The sequence below is a fragment of the Meridianimaribacter sp. CL38 genome (assembly GCF_004328055.1).
Classification (GTDB): domain Bacteria; phylum Bacteroidota; class Bacteroidia; order Flavobacteriales; family Flavobacteriaceae; genus Gaetbulibacter_B; species Gaetbulibacter_B jejuensis.
On record NZ_QKWS01000005.1, the window covers coordinates 198,664 to 216,664 of the forward strand.

Sequence of the window (18,001 nt, forward strand, 5' to 3'; positions counted from 1 at the left end):
AAACAAATTATGGCGTCTCATTACGAAGCACCTATTAGAAGACCTTTAGTTACAGGTGAAAAATCATACCACGATGTTACTGTGGATGTGGCAAGACCTATTGAAGGTAAAGCAAATAAGCAGTGGTGGATAGTTTTTGGAATTTCACTGGTAGCTTTTCTTTGGGGAATTGGATGTATTTTATATACCATATCAACAGGTATTGGAACTTGGGGTTTAAATAAAACCGTAGGTTGGGCTTGGGATATCACCAACTTTGTATGGTGGGTAGGTATTGGTCACGCAGGAACACTTATTTCTGCAGTACTTCTTTTATTCCGTCAAAAATGGAGAATGGCAATTAACCGTTCTGCGGAAGCGATGACAATCTTCTCAGTAGTACAAGCAGGATTGTTCCCTATTATTCACATGGGTCGTCCATGGTTAGGATATTGGGTATTACCAATTCCAAACCAGTTTGGTTCACTATGGGTTAACTTTAACTCTCCATTACTTTGGGATGTATTTGCGATTTCAACTTATTTATCAGTATCATTAGTATTCTGGTGGACTGGTTTATTACCTGATTTTGCAATGATTCGTGATAGAGCTGTTAGACCTTTCCAAAAGAAAATATATTCTCTAATCAGTTTTGGTTGGACAGGACGTGCTAAAGATTGGCAACGTTTTGAAGAAGTATCATTGGTATTAGCAGGTTTAGCTACACCACTTGTACTTTCTGTACATACCATTGTATCTTTTGACTTCGCAACTTCAGTAATCCCAGGATGGCATACTACAATTTTCCCTCCTTACTTCGTTGCTGGTGCGATTTTCTCAGGATTTGCAATGGTAAACACACTTCTTATCATTATGAGAAAAGTGTGTAATCTAGAAGACTATATTACTGTACAACACATCGAGTTAATGAATATTGTAATCATGATTACTGGTTCTATAGTAGGTGTGGCTTATATTACTGAGTTATTTATTGCTTGGTATTCTGGTGTAGAGTATGAACAATATGCATTCCTTAACAGAGCAACAGGTCCTTACTGGTGGGCATATTGGGCGATGATGACTTGTAACGTGTTCTCTCCACAGTTTATGTGGTTTAAGAAACTACGTACTAGTATTATGTTCTCGTTCTTTATCTCTATTGTTGTAAACATAGGTATGTGGTTTGAGCGTTTCGTAATTATCGTTACATCATTACACAGAGATTACTTACCATCTTCATGGACAATGTTTTCTCCAACATTTGTAGATATAGGAATATTTATAGGTACTATTGGATTCTTCTTTGTACTATTCTTATTATACTCTAGAACATTCCCAGTAATCGCTCAAGCAGAGGTTAAGACTATTTTAAAATCTTCAGGTGAAAGATATAAGAGAATAAGAGAAGCTGGTGAAAGTTTATCAGGTACTGGAGCAGATGAAAGAACTTCAGGTAAAGCTGTTGAAGTAAAATCAGCAACAAAAGCTGAAGTAAAGGACAATACTGATAAAGTAAATAGCTTATTTGAAAGTATAGGTAAGTTCGACCCAAGTACTCAAACTGCTGATGACCTTAAGGTGATTAATGGTATTGGTCCAAAAATGGAAGACGTACTTAACAGTATAGGTATTTTTACTTATGTTCAGGTAAGTAAAATGACAAAGAGAGAATACGACTTGTTAGATGAAATTACTGGTTCTTTCCCAGGAAGAGCAGAACGTGATGATTGGTCTGGACAAGCTAAAAAACTAATAAACTAAAAGTAGCATATGGAATCTTCAAAAGTAATTCACGCTATTTATACAGATGATGATGTATTAATGTCTGCGGTTAAAAAAGTTAAAGCAGCAAAACATCATATTGAAGAAGTATACACACCTTTTCCAGTTCATGGATTAGACAAAGCTATGGGATTAGCACCAACACGTATTGCAATTGCTGCATTTATGTATGGTTGTGTAGGGTTAACTGTTGCTATTACCATGATGAATTTTATCATGATTAAAGATTGGCCTCAAAACATAGGTGGAAAACCAAGTTTTAGCTACATAGAAAATATGCCAGCTTTTGTGCCAATTATGTTTGAGTTAACAGTATTCTTTGCTGCCCATTTAATGGTAATCACATTTTATTTACGTAGTAGAATGTGGCCATTCAAAAAAGCTGAAAACCCAGATCCAAGAACTACTGACGACCATTTCTTAATGGAGATAGCTGTTCATGGAAATGAAGAAGAACTTGAGAGTTTACTTAAAGAAACAGGTGCAGTAGAAATTAATTTAGTAGATAAAGAAGAAGCACATTAATATGAAGAGCTTAATTAAAGTAGCAGTTATAGCATTAGTATTAGTAGCGTTTGTCTCTTGTAAAAAAGATTCAAGACCTAATTACCAATTCATGCCTAATATGTACGAGTCTGTAGGTTACGAAACATATTCAGAGTCTGATGCATTTAAAAACGGAAAAGAAGGTCAATTGCCTGTAGAAGGAACAATTCCAAGAGGACATACTCCTTTTGATATTGATAACACAACTGAAGGATATGAGCTTGCAAAAGCTACACTGACTAATAAATTAGATTCTACTCAAGTAGATTTCACTAGAGGAAAAGAACTTTATGATATTTATTGTGGTATTTGCCATGGTAATAAAGGTGACGGACAAGGTAACCTTGTAAAGCGTGAAAAGATACTAGGTATACCTAGTTATGATGATGTTGGAAGGGCAATTACCGAAGGTAGTGTTTACCATGTAATATACTATGGTAAAAACGCAATGGGTTCTTATGCAAACCAATTGAACGAAGAAGAGCGTTGGCAAGTAGTTGCTTATGTAATGAAATTAAAAGCTGATTTAGAAAAATAAGACAGATAAAGATTATATATAGATATGTACACATTTTCAAATAAATTAAAGACACTTTCTATTGCATTAATGATTATTGGGGCAATAGGCGTTGTTTATGGTTTTATGACATCTCATAAATCTTTTGAAGACGTTGAAACCATGTTAGTGGCTGAGTCAGCTTCACATCATGGTGGAGGTCATGGAGAAGATGCAGCGCATGCTTCACCTGCTCATGATACTCACAACACTACAGATGCTCATGCAACTAACGCTCATGCTAATTCAGATGTAAGTCATGGTGACGACCACAAAAAACATGTAGAGCATGTAATGCACCAAATACATAATAGACCTTGGGCAGCATTATACGTTGCAGCATTTTTCTTTTTCATGATAGCTTTAGGAGTACTTGCTTTTTATGCAATTCAATATGCAGCTCAAGCAGGATGGTCTCCAGTACTGTTTAGAGTTATGGAAGGGATAACATCTTATGTATTACCTGGTGGATTAATAGTATTAGCAATTGCAGTTGCTTCACACTATTTAGGACACAATAGTATTTTTGTTTGGATGAATGAAAATATGACTAACCCAGATCACGAAGATTATGACAAGTTAGTTGCAGGTAAATCAGGATTCTTAAATATGACAGGATTCATAATTCGTGGATTAATATTTATAGCTGGTTGGAGTATTTACCGTCATTTTGCTCGTAAGTTCTCAATAGCTCAAGATAATGCTGATATTAACGATAACAGTAACTTTAAAAAGACATTCCGTATTTCTGCTGCATTCTTAGTATTCTATATTTATACTGAATCTATGATGTCTTGGGATTGGATTATGAGTGTTGACCCTCACTGGTTCTCTACCTTATTTGGATGGTATGTTTTTGCAAGTATGTTTGTAAGTGGAATTACAGTAATTGCAATGATAACTATGTACTTAAAGTCTAGAGGTCACTTAGAGTTTGTAAACGATAGCCATTTACACGATTTAGCTAAGTTCATGTTTGCAATCAGTATTTTCTGGACATACTTATGGTTCTCTCAATTTATGTTAATCTGGTATTCTAACATTCCAGAAGAGGTAACTTATTTTGTAACGCGTTTCCAAGATTACCAATTACCTTTCTTAGGTATGGTAGTAATGAACTTTGTGTTCCCATTATTAGTATTAATGAATAGTGATTACAAACGTATTCCTTGGTTTGTAGTTATGGCTGGTATAGTAATTCTTTGTGGGCACTATTTAGACATATTCAATATGATTATGCCTGCAACAGTAGGAGATAGATGGTTTATTGGTGTATCTGAAATTAGTTCAATAATGTTATTTGCAGGACTGTTTATTTTCGTAGTATTCACTGCATTGACTAAAGCACCTTTACTTGCAAAAGGAAACCCATTTATTAAAGAGAGTGAACATTTCCATTATTAATTAAAATAAATAAAGAAGAGAAACGACAATGACTGCTTTTTTAACAACTATAATAGTACTTTTCATAGCTGTTGCAATTTGGCAAATGGTTAAAATATTTGACTTAGCTCAAGTAGGTAATACCAATAGCCAAGTAGCAAATGATAAAGACAATACAATTAATGGCTATTTAATGATAGGTTTCTTAATCTTCATTTATGTAATAACAATTGTTTGTTTTGTAAAATGGGGAGATTTACCTCTAATGTCCAATTCAGCTTCAGCTCATGGACCTCAAATAGATAACTTAATGATTATCTCAATGGTAATCATATTTATAGTTCAAACGATAACTCAGTTTTTGCTACACTACTTTGCTTACAAATACAAAGGAGAAAAAGGTAGAAAAGCATTATTCTATGCTGATAATAACACATTAGAGGCAATTTGGACTATTATTCCTGTAATTGTTTTAGCTGGTTTAATTATCTACGGATTATTTACTTGGACTAGCATTATGAATATTGATGAAGACGAAGATCCTTTAGTTATTGAGTTATATGCTCAACAATTTAATTGGACTGCTAGATATGCTGGAGACGATAATGTTTTAGGTATGGCTAACGTTAGATTAATTGATATTGATAAAGCTAATGTTTTAGGTATTGACGAATCTGACCCTAACGGACACGATGATGTAATTGTTAAAGAATTACACCTTCCTGTAGGTAGACCAGTATTATTTAAAATGCGTTCTCAAGATGTATTACACTCTGCATACATGCCTCACTTTAGAGCACAAATGAACTGTGTTCCTGGTATGATTACTCAGTTTGGATTTACACCAACTATTACAACCGAAGAAATGAGACAAAACCCTGATATCATTGATAAGGTTGCTCACATTAATGAGATAAGAGTTGAAAACAGCGAAGCTGTTGAAGCTAGAGGACAAGATTTAAGATATGAGTTTGACTATTTATTATTATGTAACAAAATTTGTGGTAAGTCGCATTACAACATGCAAATGAAAATAATAGTAGAAACTCAAGAAGAGTATGATGCTTGGATGAAAGAGCAAAAAACATTCAAAGAATCTTTATAATAAACCAATTAAAAAGTATTAAAACGATATAAGATTATGTCAGCACACGCAGATATTCACGCACACGACGACGATCACGGACATCATCATAAAGAAACATTCGTGACTAAGTATATATTTAGTCAGGATCATAAAATGATTGCCAAACAATACCTAATTACAGGTACTATAATGGGTGTTATAGGTATTTTAATGTCTATGATGTTTCGTATGCAAATTGCATGGCCTGAAGAGCCAAATGTACTTTTTGAAGCATTATTAGGTAAATGGGCACCTGAAGGTGTAATGGATGCTGATATCTATTTGGCATTAGTGACCATTCATGGTACTATAATGGTATTCTTTGTACTAACTGCAGGTTTGAGTGGTACATTTAGTAACCTTTTAATTCCGTTACAAATTGGTGCTAGAGATATGGCATCAGGATTCTTAAACATGGTATCTTACTGGTTATTCTTTTTATCTAGTGTTATCATGGTGTTGTCATTATTTGTTGAAGCTGGACCAGCTGCAGCAGGATGGACAATTTATCCGCCATTATCTGCATTACCAATGGCTCAAGGTGGTTCAGGTGCTGGTATGACTTTATGGTTAGTATCTATGGCAATATTTATTGCGTCATCATTATTAGGATCGTTAAACTATATTGTTACAGTACTTAATCTTCGTACTAAAGGAATGTCTATGACAAGATTGCCTTTAACTATTTGGGCATTCTTTATTACAGCTATTATTGGTGTAATTTCATTCCCAGTATTATTATCAGCTGCTTTATTATTAATAATGGATAGAAGTTTTGGTACATCATTCTTCTTATCAGATATATTTATTCAAGGTGAAGTACTGCATTATCAAGGTGGATCTCCAGTATTGTTTGAGCACTTATTCTGGTTCTTAGGTCACCCTGAAGTGTATATTGTATTATTACCAGCATTAGGTATTACTTCAGAAATTATAGCAACTAACTCACGTAAACCTATCTTTGGTTATCGTGCCATGGTAGCCTCTATTTTAGCAATTGCATTCTTATCTACAATTGTTTGGGGTCACCATATGTTTATTTCTGGTATGAATCCATTCTTAGGGTCTGTATTTACATTTACAACTTTATTAATCGCGATTCCTTCAGCTGTTAAAGCATTTAACTACATCACTACGTTGTGGAAAGGTAATCTGCAAATGAATCCAGCAATGCTGTTTTCAATAGGATTAGTTTCTACATTCATTACAGGAGGTTTAACAGGAATCATCTTAGGAGATAGTGCACTTGATATTAACGTACACGATACGTATTTCGTTGTAGCACACTTCCACTTAGTAATGGGTATTTCTGCACTTTACGGAATGTTCGCTGGTATTTACCACTGGTTCCCTAAAATGTTTGGACGTATGTTAAACAAACGTTTAGGTTATATTCACTTCTGGACAACTGCAGTATGTGCTTATGGAGTATTTTTCCCAATGCACTTTATAGGTATGGCAGGTTTACCAAGACGTTATTATACCAACTCTGCATTCCCATTGTTTGATGACTTAGCAGATGTAAACGTTATTATTACTGTATTCGCATTAGTAGGTGGTGTATTCCAGTTGGTATTCTTATACAATTTCTTCTCTAGTATTTTCTTTGGTAAGAAAGCTGAGAAAAACCCATGGAAATCTAACACATTAGAATGGACTACTCCAGTTGAACATATACATGGTAACTGGCCAGGAGAAATTCCTCATGTTCACCGTTGGGCTTACGACTATAGTAAACCAGGACATGATGAAGATTTTGTGCCTCAAAACGTGCCAATGAAAGATGATGAAGAAGAACTTCAACATTAATGAATTCTTGATAGAGCAAGAATCTTAAAAGATATTAAAAAGCCTTTCTGAAATAGAGAGGCTTTTTCTTTATATTTGTTTAGTATGAACGAAAACCTAGATCCAACAAACGAAAACTTCACACCAGAAGAGCTGGATGTTGAAAAGAAATTAAGACCCTTATCTTTTGAAGATTTTACTGGTCAAGATCAAGTATTGGAAAACCTTCAGGTCTTTGTTAAAGCAGCTAATTTGCGTAACGAAGCATTAGATCATACACTATTTCATGGACCTCCTGGATTAGGGAAAACAACTTTAGCACATATTTTATCTAACGAGCTTAATGTTGGTATCAAAGTAACTTCAGGACCTGTGTTGGATAAACCAGGTGATTTGGCTGGTTTGTTAACCAATTTAGAAGAGCGTGATGTACTGTTTATTGATGAAATTCATAGATTGAGTCCCATTGTTGAAGAGTACCTTTACTCAGCAATGGAAGACTACAAAATTGATATTATGATTGAGTCTGGACCCAATGCAAGAACAGTACAAATCAATCTTAATCCGTTTACATTAGTTGGTGCAACCACTCGTTCAGGGTTATTGACTTCTCCTATGCGTGCGCGTTTTGGTATTAGTAGCAGATTACAATATTATAATACCGAATTATTAACAACCATTGTACAGCGTAGTGCATCAATATTAAATGTGCCAATTTCTATGGAAGCTGCTGTAGAAATTGCAGGTAGAAGTAGAGGAACTCCTAGAATTGCCAATGCTTTATTACGAAGAGTTAGAGACTTTGCTCAAATAAAGGGTAATGGAACAATTGACATTAAAATTGCACGATTTGCTTTAGAAGCTTTAAATGTGGATGCGCATGGACTCGATGAAATGGATAACAAAATTCTATCCACTATCATTGATAAGTTTAAAGGTGGACCAGTTGGTATCACTACTTTGGCTACTGCAGTAAGTGAAAGTGCCGAAACTATTGAAGAAGTTTACGAACCCTTCCTTATTCAACAAGGATTTATAATGCGTACACCAAGAGGACGAGAAGTGACTGAACAAGCCTATAAACACCTTGGAAGAGTAAAAGGCAATATACAAGGTGGTTTATTTTAGATGAGTGTTGTAAAAAACATACCAGAGGTTTCAACCTTTACTTTTTTAAGGCAAGCAATATCTATACTTAATAATCCGCTACCATTTCATCATAAAAACTTTGAGCGTTATGGAGACACATTTAAACTAAATGTGGGGCCCAAAAGTTATGCTATATTTTCTCGTGATGCTGAACTAGCTGAATATGTATTGCAGAAAAACTGGAAGAACTATAAAAAATCACCTATTCAAACTAAAGATCTTGCAAAGTATTTAGGTCAAGGATTACTCACAGCCGAAGGTGACCATTGGCGAACACAACGAAAACTTATTCAGCCAGCATTTCATAAAAAGCACATTGAACATTTACTAACAGTCATAAAACAAACTATTGTAGATGAATTAGCGTCAATTAAACCTAATAAGGATATTGATGTTTTACCAATGTTTAGCAATTTAGCGTTTAAAGTAGTTGTAAAGGCATTGTTTAGCAATGCAGCATCTGATAGTGAAATTAAACTACTCCAAGGTGTAACAGAAGAAAATCAAGAAATGTTAGTAAAAGAGTTAAGACAACCTTACTTGGCTTGGTATTTTAAACATTTCGGAATTATTGAAAAACACTTATCTCGCTCAAAAGCTTCAAGAGATGTTTTGCAAACTATTATTGATAAGCGTAGGAATTCTTCTATAGAGTATAACGATTTGTTAGATATGCTCTTGCAGACACGTTATGACGATGGTTCTCAAATGAGTGACGAACAACTTATAGATGAGATTTTGGTTTTGTTTGTTGCAGGACATGAAACAACAGCAAATGCCCTAAGCTTTGCAGTACAATTATTAGCACAACATCCTAACTGGCAAACAAAAGTAGTATCGCAGTATAAACAAATATTAGAGCAACATGATACAGATATAATGTCTGCAATTGCTATGTCAGCTTATGCTAAACAAGTGGTTGAAGAAACTTTAAGACTGTATCCACCAGCATACTTTATAGATCGTGTTAATATTGAAGATGATAGTTTTAAAACCTATCAGTTTAAAAAAGAGAGTAGTATTTTATTATCTATTATAGAAATTCATAAACATAAAGACCTGTGGGAAAACCCAGAGGAGTTTAATCCTAATCGTTTTTCTCCTGAAAAAGCTAAAAGCTACTCCTCACAGTATTTTCCTTTTGGAGCTGGACCAAGAAAATGCATAGGAAATAATTTTGCTATGTATGAAATGATTATAGCCATTTCAGAAGTATTACTTAGGTTTGAAATTCTTCCAACTAAAGATACTATTGAAATAAACCCATTAATAACGCTTAAGCCTAAAAATGCCATTGTTAGGCTTCAACCGAGAGCTTAATGAACAACCAAACTTCAAAATACACAAAGCTTATAAAAGAGGAATCTAAAAGGCTAGGTTTTTTATCGTGTGGTATAAGCAAAGCAGAGTTTTTAGAAGCAGAAGCACCTCGTCTTGAGAAATGGTTAAACGCGAATATGCATGGTGAAATGCGTTATATGGAAAATCATTTTGACAAACGTTTAGACCCAACAAAACTAGTGGATGGTTCTAAAAGTGTAGTATCATTACTACTTAATTATTTCCCTTCCCAAACTCAAAACACCGAAAGCTATAAATTGTCAAAATACGCTTACGGAACCGATTACCATTTTGTAATAAAAGATAAATTAAAACAACTATTACAATTCATTCAAGACGAAATAGGTGAAGTGTCAGGACGTGCGTTTGTAGATTCAGCACCAGTTTTAGATAAAGCTTGGGCAGCAAAAAGTGGATTAGGTTGGATAGGTAAACACAGCAATTTACTAACCCAAAAAGTAGGCTCGTTTTATTTCATTGCTGAATTAATTATCGATTTAGAATTAGATTACGATACACCAACTACAGACCATTGTGGGAGCTGTACTGCCTGTATAGATGCTTGCCCAACAGAAGCCATTGTAAGACCATATGTGGTGGATGGCAGTAAATGTATTTCGTATTTAACCATTGAGTTAAAAGATAATATACCATCAGACTTTAAGAATAAAACCGACGATTGGATGTTTGGTTGCGATGTGTGTCAAGATGTATGTCCATGGAATAGATTTTCAAAACCTCACAATGAACCATTGTTTAATCCACATCCAGAACTATTGGAAATGACCAAGAAGGACTGGGATGAAATTACAGAAGACACTTTTAAAAAGGTGTTTAAAAAATCTGCAGTAAAACGAGTAAAATTTGAAGGACTGCAGCGAAATATCAAATTTCTAAAATAACTTTTTTTATTCAAGTTTTTGTTGATTCTCTTATCACCAATTCGGTATCTAAAATTAAATTTTTATAATTAATAGGTTTGTTTTTCTTACGATCTTTAATTTCTTTATACAACAATTTAAAAGCATTTTTTCCCATTTCATAACCTGGTTGATTAATAGTAGTTAAAGTAGGAGAAATAACTGATGACATAAACCAATTGCTAAACCCTACAATTGAAATATCTTCAGGAATTTTAACACCACTTCTATTAAACTCTGTTAAAGCTCCAATAGCAACCATATCAGTGTTAATAAAAATTCCATCAACATCATTATGGTCTTCTAATAGTTTTTTAGCATTTACTCGACCTTCCTCAAAACTCTTATCACTACAGTCACATAAGTAAACTAAAGAAGCATCGTAAGGCATATTGTTATCTATTAATGCTTTTTTATAACCAAGAAATCTGTCAATAGAGTTTTGAGGTAACATAGGCCCTCTAAAATGAGCAATACGTTTACAACCAATATCAATTAAATGCTGTGTTGCTATGTATGCTGCTTTTCGGTCATCAATAATAACTTTTGAGCAATTTACTATTTTGGCAATTTTATCAAACATTACCAAAGGCGTTTCAAGTTCAATAATATTATTCAAGTGTTTATAATCTGCAGTTCCATTAGCTAAAGAAATTAATATACCATCTACACGTTTACTTAAGAGTAGATCTAGTTGTTTTTTTTCTAATTCGTAGGATTCGTTAGATTGAAGAATAATAACTAAATATCCCTTTTTTTCTGCTTGAGCAATAATACCTTTAATAACACTAGAAAAGAAATGATGAACAACCTCAGGAATAATTAAGCCTATGGTTTTAGACTCTTTAGTTCTTAAGTTAACAGCAAAAGAATTTGGTTTGTAGTTTAGAGTTTCAGCAGTTTCTCTAACAAGTTTTCTCGTTTTTTTACTTACATCAGGATAATCCTTTAATGCTTTTGAAACAGTTGTTATTGAGATATTTAACGTTTCGGATATTTGTTTGAGGGTAACAGGTTTCATTACAGTGATATTTAAAAATAAATTTAACACATTATAATGATAAAAAAAATAAAATCGAAAACGTTTTCGGAAAATCGAAAACGTTTTCGATTTTATTTTAATATTTTTTAAGGGTTTAAAATGTAGATTAGCTAATAATTAAACAAAATAATTGATAAATTATTAAATAAATTAAAAAATGAATACAGCTAATTTTTTTTACAGTTTATTATTTCTTCTAGTTTTTTCTATGCCAAAGATTATGGCTCAATCTTCTATATCAGGTAAAATTTCTGATGAAAATGGTATGCCTTTAGGGGGAGTAAATGTAATTTTAAAAGGAACATCTCAAGGGTCTGTTTCAGATTTTGATGGAAATTATACAATTTCAAATGTTGAAAATGGAGAATATATTTTAAATGCTTCATATTTGGGATATGCTAAGTTTTCAAAAAGTATTACAGTTCAAGATGAAGATTTAAACGTTGATATTGTAATGACTGAAGACGCTGAATCATTAGATCAAGTTATTGTTACTGGAGTTACTAACCCTAAATCTAAAATAGAATCTAGTGTTTCTGTTACAACAATGCAACCAAAATTTATTGAACAGTCTGCGCCGAGAACAACTGCTGAAATTTTTAGAACAATACCAGGTATTCGTTCAGAGTCATCAGGAGGTGAAGGTAATTCAAATATAGCAGTTCGTGGTGTTCCGGTTTCATCTGGAGGATCTAAATATGTTCAGTTACAAGAAGATGGTTTACCTGTTTTATTGTTTGGCGATATGTCTTTTGCAACTGCAGATATCTTTACAAGATTTGATTCTAATGTTTCTAGAGTAGAAGCAATAAGAGGAGGGTCAGCTTCAACTATGTCTTCAAATTCCCCAGGAGCAATCATTAATTTAATAAGTAAGACAGGTAAAACGGAAAAAGGGTCCTTAGGAACAAGTTTTGGATTAGATTACAGTTCTTTTAGAACAGATTTTGATTATGGTTCGCCTATAGGGAAAAACTTATATTTCCATATGGGAGGTTTTTATAGAGTTGGTGAAGGTATTAGAGAAACTGGTTTTACTGCAAACAATGGAGGACAGTTTAAATTCAATATAACTAAAGAGTTTGAAAAAGGTTATGTTAGAATGTACGCTAAGTATTTAAATGATAAAGCTGTAGGTTACTTGCCAATGCCTATTGCAGTGTCAGGGACTAATAGTGATCCAAACTGGAGTGATGCTCCTAATTTTGATGCAACTTCAGGATCTTTACATTCGCCATATTTAAGCCAAAATATAGGTCTTGGAGCTGATGGTCAATTAAGAAGATCTAAAGTGTCTGATGGAATGAATCCGGTATCAACATCTTTAGGTTTTGAAGCTAAATTTGATTTAACTGGTGGTTGGAGAGTTAAAAATAATGGACGCTTTTCTTTCAATAAAGGAAGCTTTGTTTCACCTTTCCCTGCTGAAGTAGGAACAGCGTCATCAATTGCTGAATCATTTGGAACAGGTTCAACACTAACTTATGCAACAGGTGGTTCTTTGGTAGATGCAAATAGTTTAATTGCTAGGATTCATATGTTTGATACTGAGTTGAATAATTTTAACAATTTCATGAATGATTTTAGGTTAACTAAATCTTTTGAAAATGTAGATTTAACTTTAGGATACTTCAAGTCTATTCAAAATGTATCAATGTCATGGTTATGGAATTCCTACCTACAAGAAGTTGAAGACAATAATGCAAGATTAGTTGATGTTTTAGATGCAACAGGAAATCAGCTTAGTGAAAATGGACTGTATGCATATGGAGTCCCTTTTTGGGGTAATTGTTGTACAAGAAATTATGATACTCAATATAATGTTTCTGCACCATATGTTAATATAGCTGTTGAGATTTCAGAAAAGTTAAATTTAGATGCAAGTGTACGTTTAGATAAAGGTAAAGTTGATGGGGCATTTGCAGGTACAGTACAAACAACATACGATGTTAATAATGACGGAAATATATCAGTGCCTGAACAAAGTGTTTCGGCTATTGATAATGCAAATGCGACGACAGTAAATTATGATTATGATTATGTATCATACTCGTTAGGTGTTAATTATAAGATTAAAGATAACCAAGCAGTTTTTGGAAGATACAGTAGAGGAGCCGCTGCAAAAGCCGACCGTATTTTGTTCTCAGGCTTAGATTACACTAATAGTAATAGAATTAATGCATTAGATTTTATTAACCAAGCAGAAATAGGTTATAAGAGAGGATTTGCAAAAGGAGCTCTTTATGCAACTTTGTTTTATGCTAAAACAATTGAAGAAGGAGGTTTTGAAGCGACATCTAATAGTATTATTGAAAATGATTACAAATCTCTTGGAGTAGAAATTGAAGGGATATACAGATTAAACAATAGCTTTAGCTTTAGAGGGGGTTTAACGTTTACAGATGCAGAAATTGATTCAGGAGATAATAAAGGAAATACACCAAGAAGACAGCCCGATTTTATATATAACTTAATTCCAACATACAGTTTTGGAGGAGATAAACAAAACTCTATAGGGTTGAGTTTTATAGGGCAAAGCAAAGCATATGCTCAGGATTCTAATGAATTAGTTATGCCTGGTTTTGTTATTGTGAATAGCTTCATTAATGTAGAGGTTACAAAGCATCTTAATGCAAACCTTTCAGCAAATAACTTGTTTGATTCATTAGGTATAACTGAGTCTGAAGAAGGTAGTATTGTTGAAGGTCAAGTGAATTATGTTAGAGCAAGACCAGTACCAGGAAGATCTATTTCATTAGGTCTGACATACAATTTTTAAATAATTAACAAAGATTAATAGCAATTATTTAAGTTTTTGATTGATTTTTGTATTAAAGAGTCAATGTGATTACATTGACTCTTTTCTCTAATTTCAATATTGTTTAGAACTCACTTTTAAGTTTTTAAATATGAAATTCAAAAGGCCAAAGTTAAGTTTCTGGAAGATTTTAAATATGAATGTGGGTTTTTTTGGAATTCAATATAGTTTTGGTTTACAACAAAGCGCTGTTACACCTATTTATGATTTTCTAGGAGCAAGTCCTGATCAAATTCCAATACTACATTTAGCAGGACCGGTTACAGGTTTAATTGTACAACCATTAGTTGGTGCTTTAAGTGACAAGACTTGGCATCCTAAGTTAGGTAGACGTAAGCCTTTCTTTTTAATAGGAGCAATATTATGTAGTATAGCTTTGTTAGCTTTTCCGTTTAGTAGTTCATTATGGATGGCTGCTGGTTTATTATGGATTTTAGACGCAGGTAACAATACTGCTATGGAGCCTTACCGTGCTTTGATTGCAGATAAATTAAGCGAAGAGCAACAACCGCTTGGTTTTCAAATGCAAAGCTTTTTTACAGGATTTGGACAGACATTAGCTAATTTATCTTTATTTATTTTTCCTCTTATTATAGTTGGTACCACAGGTTCATTACCTTCATGGGTATATGCATCTTTCTTTTTAGGATCTATATGTTCTATCGGATCTATTTTGTGGAGTATGAGTAAGACTAAAGAAGATCCACCAACAAAAGAAGAATTAGAGTTAATAAGAAGCAATGATAAAGGAATTTTTCATCCATTATTAGAAATAATAGAAGCTATTAAAGATATGCCAAAAGTAATGTGGCAATTAGCTTTAGTATATCTATTTCAGTGGTATGCATTATTTTGTTATTGGCAAAACTCTTCAAAAAGTGTAGCGCTTTCTGTGTGGAATGCTACACCAAGTTCTAATCCAGATGCATATGCAGAAGCAGTTGGTTGGACAGGATTAATCAACGGTTGGTATAATATTATCACATTTTTAGTTGCTTTTGGTTTAGTATATCTAACAAAAAAAATAAAACCAAAACATGTACATGCTATCTGTTTACTTGTAGCAGCAGTTGGTTTTTTTGCATTTCCAATTATAGAGAATAAAAATTTATTGTTTGTAGCAATAACAGGATTTGGTATTGGATGGGCAAGTATGATGGGTATTCCTTATTTAATTGTTGTATCAGACATACCAAAAGAAAGATACGGAGTTTATATGGGAATTATCAATATGATGATAGTTATACCAATGATTATTCAAACATTGTCGTTTGGATACATACTTAAACACTTTTTAGGTAATGATCCAAGAAACGCAATAACTTTTGCAGCAGTACTATTGGTTATCAGTGCTGCGCTAACATTAATTATTAAAACAAAAAATAAAGCTTAATATATGCACTACGAAAAGTCCATAGAGTTACTTTTAAAATGCAGTACAGAAAAAGGATTTGTTGCAAGCGCTCAAGATATTTCAAATTATAAACGTGTTTGGGCTAGAGATGGAGTAATATGTGGTTTATCTGCTTTAGCTTCTGGACATAGAGAGTTAATAAAAACATTTAAAAACACATTACTTACACTAGCAAAGCATCAACACGAAGTAGGTACAATACCTTCTAATGTAGGTGTTTCAGAAAAAGATGAATCTGTAAGTTATGGTGGATTAGCAGGTCGTGTAGATGCTGCTACTTGGTTTGTAATTGGTGTTTGCCAATACGCTAACTATACTAATGATTTTGCTTTTTTTAATGATTTAAAACCAAAAATATACAAAGTATTACAGCTTTTAAATGCTTGGGAATTTAATAATAAACACCTAATGTATATTCCGTTATCGGGTAATTGGGCTGACGAATATATTACCGATGGATATGTCTTATACGACCAATTATTAAGGTATTGGGCAATACAATCTTTTAATTATTTAGAAAACGATCAAAGCTTAAGTAGTAAGCTTATTCAAATAAAAAATCAAATTAAAGCAAACTTTTTTCCTAACTCTAATAAAGAAAAATTTCATGATCGTGCCTATAATGCAATAAAGATAGATTCATTTTTACCATGTTCATTTTCTCCATCAGGATATAAAACTAACTACGATGCGTTTGCAAATGCATTGCTGTTAATTTTAGATTTTGGAGATAAAAAATTTAAAAACAAACTAATAGATTACAGTTTAGAATTAGCAGAATCTACAAATTTAGGTTTGCTACCTGCTTTTTGGCCAGTTATAAAACCAAACGATCAACATTGGGATTTGCTTAAAGACAACTGTAAATATGAATTTAGAAATTACCCATACGAGTTTCATAACGGTGGTAGTTGGGCAATGGTTAATGGTTTTTTTGGATTAGGACTCCTTAAACAAGGAAAAACAGAACAAGCAAAAAAAATACTTAAAAATATAGATAAAGTTAATCAAGTTGAAGATTATAAGTTTTACGAAAACTTTAATACTAAAACAACAGAACCTAACGGAGTGCCTTATTGCGCATGGAGCGCAGCAGCATCTGTATTACTTACTCAGTCTATAAAACAACAAATAAAATTTATTTAAATTGAAAACTATAGATATTTTATGCGTTGGTGAAGTATTGTTAGATTTTATTGGAGAAGAGGCTAATAAAACGGTACAAACAACAAGCGCATATAAAAGATACTTAGGAGGATCTCCTACAAATGTTGCAGTAAATGCAGTAAAGCTAGGCTTAAAATCAGCATTAGTTGCTACTTGTGGTAAGGATGGATTAGGACGTTTTGTAGAAGATAAATTAACCAAAAGCAATGTAGATGTAAGTGCACTAAATAAAACTGAAGAGTATCCAACATCTATCATTTTAGTGTCAAAATCTACAGAAACTCCAGATTTTTTACCATTTAGACAAGCAGATTTTCATATAAATGAAAGTCAAATTTCAGAACAATTAATAGAGTCTTCAAAAATTTACCATACAACTTGTTTTGCGTTAAGTAAAAACCCGGCAAGAACAACAATTCTAAATAAAGCAAAAAAAGCAAAAGAAAAAGGATTGTCACTTAGTATAGATATAAATTATTCAGAAAAAATTTGGCCAAACACAGAAGAGGCAATTTCTGTAATCAAAGAATATCTAAAACTAGATCCCTTAGTAAAATTAAGTTTAGATGATTGTAAGCGATTATTTAAAGAGGATAAAAAAGACCAATTTATTTTTGATTATTTTCATTCTTTAGGTGCATCAGTAGTATGTTTAACAAAAGGCAGTAATGGAGTTGTGGTGTCTGATAAGTCAGGAGAGTTAATAGAAAAAGCAAGCTTAAAAATAGAAAATATTAAAGACGCAACAGGTGCTGGTGATGCTTTTTGGACAGGCTTTTTATATAGTCAATTAAATAATAAAAACTTAGAGGATAGTGTTGATTTTGCTCAAAAAATAGCAAAACAAAAATTACAACACGTTGGTGGGTTGCCTAATCAAGTTATATTTTAAAAAACATATGCATTTATAGTTTTAAAAAAGCTACCTTTTTTATGGTAGCTTTTTTATTATCTAATTTTATGCAAACAATTATATAGCTTACATTTGCA

The 18,001-nt window shown here is 32.9% G+C and carries 14 protein-coding genes; 13 read left to right on the plus strand and 1 reads right to left on the minus strand.

What is annotated here, in order from left to right:
- Window positions 1-9: 9 nt before the first annotated feature.
- From nrfD to queG, 9 genes are all read left to right on the plus strand, one after another.
- Window positions 10-1,740 (plus strand): NrfD/PsrC family molybdoenzyme membrane anchor subunit, encoded by a 1,731-nt coding sequence (nrfD, locus tag DMZ43_RS13040; protein ID WP_131508809.1) that lies wholly within the window; start codon window positions 10-12, stop codon window positions 1,738-1,740.
- Between the two features lie 9 nt (window positions 1,741-1,749).
- The gene (locus DMZ43_RS13045; protein WP_129760959.1) at window positions 1,750-2,286 is read left to right on the plus strand and encodes a DUF3341 domain-containing protein; all 537 of its coding nucleotides are present in this window, start codon (window positions 1,750-1,752) and stop codon (window positions 2,284-2,286) included.
- 1 nt (window position 2,287) lies between these two features.
- Window positions 2,288-2,845, plus strand: a complete 558-nt coding sequence (locus tag DMZ43_RS13050) for a cytochrome c (RefSeq protein ID WP_129760960.1) — start codon at window positions 2,288-2,290, stop codon at window positions 2,843-2,845.
- A 24-nt stretch (window positions 2,846-2,869) separates the two neighbouring features.
- Entirely contained in the window at window positions 2,870-4,267 is a 1,398-nt protein-coding gene (locus tag DMZ43_RS13055; protein WP_131508810.1) for a quinol:cytochrome C oxidoreductase, read from the plus strand.
- 28 nt (window positions 4,268-4,295) lie between these two features.
- Window positions 4,296-5,351: a cytochrome c oxidase subunit II gene (locus DMZ43_RS13060; protein WP_129760962.1), complete on the plus strand. Its 1,056-nt coding sequence runs from the start codon at window positions 4,296-4,298 to the stop codon at window positions 5,349-5,351.
- A gap of 36 nt (window positions 5,352-5,387) precedes the next feature.
- Window positions 5,388-7,181 (plus strand): cbb3-type cytochrome c oxidase subunit I, encoded by a 1,794-nt coding sequence (locus tag DMZ43_RS13065; RefSeq protein WP_131508811.1) that lies wholly within the window; start codon window positions 5,388-5,390, stop codon window positions 7,179-7,181.
- Window positions 7,182-7,265: 84 nt separating this feature from the next.
- Window positions 7,266-8,288: a Holliday junction branch migration DNA helicase RuvB gene (gene ruvB, locus DMZ43_RS13070; protein ID WP_129760964.1), complete on the plus strand. Its 1,023-nt coding sequence runs from the start codon at window positions 7,266-7,268 to the stop codon at window positions 8,286-8,288.
- Window positions 8,289-9,629 carry a cytochrome P450 gene (locus DMZ43_RS13075; RefSeq protein WP_131508812.1) on the plus strand — a complete coding sequence of 447 codons (1,341 nt, stop codon included), beginning with the start codon at window positions 8,289-8,291 and terminating at the stop codon, window positions 9,627-9,629. It abuts the gene before it with no gap.
- Complete coding sequence (gene queG / locus DMZ43_RS13080; protein WP_131508813.1) at window positions 9,629-10,552, plus strand: tRNA epoxyqueuosine(34) reductase QueG; 924 nt, start codon at window positions 9,629-9,631, stop codon at window positions 10,550-10,552. Before DMZ43_RS13075 ends, queG begins: the two co-directional genes overlap by 1 nt.
- A gap of 10 nt (window positions 10,553-10,562) precedes the next feature.
- On the opposite strand, the gene DMZ43_RS13085 is transcribed toward queG, so the two are convergent.
- The gene (locus tag DMZ43_RS13085) at window positions 10,563-11,591 is read right to left on the minus strand and encodes a LacI family DNA-binding transcriptional regulator (protein WP_131508814.1); all 1,029 of its coding nucleotides are present in this window, start codon (window positions 11,589-11,591) and stop codon (window positions 10,563-10,565) included.
- Window positions 11,592-11,820: 229 nt separating this feature from the next.
- Between DMZ43_RS13085 and DMZ43_RS13090 the strand changes: the two genes are divergently transcribed.
- From DMZ43_RS13090 to DMZ43_RS13105, 4 genes are all read left to right on the plus strand, one after another.
- Window positions 11,821-14,391 carry a TonB-dependent receptor gene (locus DMZ43_RS13090; RefSeq protein WP_238155821.1) on the plus strand — a complete coding sequence of 857 codons (2,571 nt, stop codon included), beginning with the start codon at window positions 11,821-11,823 and terminating at the stop codon, window positions 14,389-14,391.
- A gap of 130 nt (window positions 14,392-14,521) precedes the next feature.
- Window positions 14,522-15,823, plus strand: coding sequence for an MFS transporter (locus DMZ43_RS13095; RefSeq protein ID WP_131508816.1), 1,302 nt, complete (start codon window positions 14,522-14,524; stop codon window positions 15,821-15,823).
- A gap of 3 nt (window positions 15,824-15,826) precedes the next feature.
- Entirely contained in the window at window positions 15,827-16,990 is a 1,164-nt protein-coding gene (locus DMZ43_RS13100) for an amylo-alpha-1,6-glucosidase (RefSeq protein WP_131508817.1), read from the plus strand.
- Window position 16,991: 1 nt separating this feature from the next.
- Window positions 16,992-17,903 carry a carbohydrate kinase family protein gene (locus tag DMZ43_RS13105; RefSeq protein ID WP_131508818.1) on the plus strand — a complete coding sequence of 304 codons (912 nt, stop codon included), beginning with the start codon at window positions 16,992-16,994 and terminating at the stop codon, window positions 17,901-17,903.
- Window positions 17,904-18,001: the final 98 nt, after the last annotated feature.

What these genes read in the sequence shown, in the direction of transcription:
- DMZ43_RS13065 (WP_131508811.1), top strand. Translation starts at nt 5,388, where the DNA reads ATGTCAGCACACGCAGATATTCACGCACACGACGACGATCACGGACAT.
- DMZ43_RS13085 (WP_131508814.1), bottom strand. Translation starts at nt 11,591, where the DNA reads ATGAAACCTGTTACCCTCAAACAAATATCCGAAACGTTAAATATCTCA.
- DMZ43_RS13050 (WP_129760960.1), top strand. Translation starts at nt 2,288, where the DNA reads ATGAAGAGCTTAATTAAAGTAGCAGTTATAGCATTAGTATTAGTAGCG.
- DMZ43_RS13055 (WP_131508810.1), top strand. Translation starts at nt 2,870, where the DNA reads ATGTACACATTTTCAAATAAATTAAAGACACTTTCTATTGCATTAATG.
- DMZ43_RS13100 (WP_131508817.1), top strand. Translation starts at nt 15,827, where the DNA reads ATGCACTACGAAAAGTCCATAGAGTTACTTTTAAAATGCAGTACAGAA.
- nrfD (WP_131508809.1), top strand. Translation starts at nt 10, where the DNA reads ATGGCGTCTCATTACGAAGCACCTATTAGAAGACCTTTAGTTACAGGT.
- ruvB (WP_129760964.1), top strand. Translation starts at nt 7,266, where the DNA reads ATGAACGAAAACCTAGATCCAACAAACGAAAACTTCACACCAGAAGAG.
- DMZ43_RS13060 (WP_129760962.1), top strand. Translation starts at nt 4,296, where the DNA reads ATGACTGCTTTTTTAACAACTATAATAGTACTTTTCATAGCTGTTGCA.
- DMZ43_RS13075 (WP_131508812.1), top strand. Translation starts at nt 8,289, where the DNA reads ATGAGTGTTGTAAAAAACATACCAGAGGTTTCAACCTTTACTTTTTTA.
- queG (WP_131508813.1), top strand. Translation starts at nt 9,629, where the DNA reads ATGAACAACCAAACTTCAAAATACACAAAGCTTATAAAAGAGGAATCT.
- DMZ43_RS13045 (WP_129760959.1), top strand. Translation starts at nt 1,750, where the DNA reads ATGGAATCTTCAAAAGTAATTCACGCTATTTATACAGATGATGATGTA.
- DMZ43_RS13090 (WP_238155821.1), top strand. Translation starts at nt 11,821, where the DNA reads ATGCCAAAGATTATGGCTCAATCTTCTATATCAGGTAAAATTTCTGAT.
- DMZ43_RS13095 (WP_131508816.1), top strand. Translation starts at nt 14,522, where the DNA reads ATGAAATTCAAAAGGCCAAAGTTAAGTTTCTGGAAGATTTTAAATATG.